This window comes from Microcoleus sp. Z1_B2, from assembly GCF_036700325.1.
GTDB lineage: Bacteria > Cyanobacteriota > Cyanobacteriia > Cyanobacteriales > Microcoleaceae > Microcoleus.
Genome location: NZ_JAUBOQ010000110.1, coordinates 1 through 1,650, shown reverse-complemented (window position 1 = coordinate 1,650; position 1,650 = coordinate 1). Strand labels below are relative to the sequence as shown.

Annotated in this window: 1 protein-coding gene and 1 pseudogene; one reads left to right on the top strand and one right to left on the bottom strand. The window is 40.1% G+C overall.

The window, feature by feature from the left end; genetic code table 11:
• Positions 1–203, bottom strand: a pseudogene (locus QT984_RS29635) (IS5/IS1182 family transposase); the annotation flags it as partial.
• Between the two features lie 136 nt (positions 204–339).
• Between QT984_RS29635 and QT984_RS29630 the strand changes: the two are divergent.
• On the top strand, positions 340–1,554 hold the full coding sequence (locus QT984_RS29630) for an ISAs1 family transposase (protein WP_333058664.1): 1,215 nt from the start codon (positions 340–342) through the stop codon (positions 1,552–1,554).
• Positions 1,555–1,650: the final 96 nt, after the last annotated feature.

The following is a 1,650-nucleotide window of genomic DNA, read 5'->3' as shown; positions in this document are numbered from 1 at the left end:
AACTGTTGACGGTAGACTTCTGTGACTACTAATAGCATTTTATAATAATATTTATTCAGCCACGTTAGCTCACCCATTTCCTCGATATGAGCTAAATTTCTTTTAATATATTGAAGTTGTTTCTTAATCGCTTTTCTTCGTTCTTTTAGTGATGATCTTCGTTTCTTTGCTACTGTCAAGTATTCTTTTCTGGCTAGGTTTCGATCAGGGTAAGCTCATCTAATTTGGTATAAATTGTACTTGACAAAACAAACAAAATACACAGGTAGCCCGCTCGTCATTAACGGTTCTATAATGCCTCAAAAGCTAAGTCATCAAGGTAAGGAAAAGTTTATGGGCATGAGTAAAGGATTCGCTCCTTCCAAGCCAACGGCAAAATCCCAAGAGTTCAACAAGCCAAAACCCATCTCTATGGAAGATTTACAAGCTGGCTTTTCAAATTATTTTGATGACGTACCAGATCCAAGAGTGGAGCGAACCAAACACCACTTACTCAAAGATATTCTCGTCATTGCCTTATTAGCTGTGATAGCCGGAGCGGATGGGTGGGAAGACATGGAAAATTATGGAATCAGTAAGTTTACCTGGTTACAAAAGTTTTTAAAGTTACCCAATGGCATCCCAAGTGACGATACATTCCGTCGGGTCTTTGAAAAGCTAGAGCCAAAAATTTTAGAGCAAAAATTAGCTCAGTGGATGAAACAATTAATCGGGTCAGTTGCTCAAGAAGTGATCCCGATTGATGGCAAAAGTCTGAGAGGGTCTTATGACCGACAAAAAGGGGTAAAAAACTTACATTTAGTGACGGCATGGGCGAGTGAACATCGGTTAGTTTTGGGACAAGTCAAAGTTGAAGACCATTCAAATGAAATCACAGCGCTCCCGGCATTGTTGGAATTAATTGACATCACCGGAGCCATTATTACGATTGATGCGATGGGGACACAAACCGAGATTCTTCGGTTGATTCGTCAGAAAAAAGCCGATTATGTAGTCACCTTAAAAAGTAATCATCCAACTCTTTATAATCAAGTTAAAACCTGGTTTGATATGGCGAAATCTCAACAGTTTGAGGGAATTGAAGTGAGTCAGGATTCCCGCACAGAAAAGGGACATCATCGCGTCGAAATTAGAAAAGTTTGGGCGGTGCCAGTGGCGGCATTAGGAGGACTTTATAAACAAGAACAATGGACTGACATTCAGACTATTGTTTGTGTAGAACGAGTCCGTCATCTTTGGAACAAAACGACTCAAGAGGTACAGTTTTACCTAAGTTCTTTACCAGTGGATGCTCAGCTTAATGGTCGTGTAATTCGTCAACATTGGGGGATTGAAAACCAAGTTCATTGGACTTTAGATGTCACTTTTAATGAAGACCAATGTCGCATTCTGTCGTTAAACAGCCCTCAAAACTTGGCTCTTCTAAGACGAATGGCACTTAATGCCATCAATCAAGAAACGACTCTCCGACGTAGTTTGCGACAAAAAAAGAAACGAGCGGCGATGAATGATGACTATATGATGCAGATTCTCAAGTGCTTGTGTCAAGCCTGATTAAGATGCTCTTACCCTGAGGTTTCGATAAGTTCTTGGTTTTTTTTTACGGGTGACTGAATTTGAGTGTGCAAAGCATCTATGATTGTTTCGGTT